Annotated in this window: 1 protein-coding gene; it reads right to left on the bottom strand. The window is 77.3% G+C overall.

Annotated features, from left to right (window positions below):
• Window positions 1–397 (bottom strand): hypothetical protein (locus J7U37_RS24970; protein WP_247637507.1); only part of this gene is annotated, 397 nt, incomplete at both ends.

Below are 397 nucleotides of genomic sequence, written 5' to 3' on the forward strand. Positions count from 1 at the left end.
GTGGTGGCCGTGGGAGCCGAGGTGGCGGTACGGGCAGGACGCGGGACGGCCGGGCGCGCGAGGGACGGGTGGCGCAGGATCGCGGCCACCTGGGTCGCGTAGGTGTCGCGGCCCTCCGCTCCGCTGCCCGGCAGGCCGGTCAGCCGGGGCAGCAGGTCGCCGAAGGCGTTGACCTCGCCGACCGCGAACCGCCGCCAGCCGACCGCCGGCAGGAGGTCGACGCCCACGCACAGGGTGTTCGGGAAGCAGGCCGCGGCCCGTTCGCACACGTCGAGGACCTCCGACCAGCGGGCTCCGGCCGCCTCGACGGCCGCACGGGCCTCGTCGAGGTCGCCGCGGCTGCCGCCGAGGTGCAGATTGGTCAGCGGCGAGGCGCTGGTGCGGACCACGGCGTGGG

This window comes from Methylobacterium sp. 37f, from assembly GCF_023093475.1.
Lineage (GTDB): Bacteria > Pseudomonadota > Alphaproteobacteria > Rhizobiales > Beijerinckiaceae > Methylobacterium.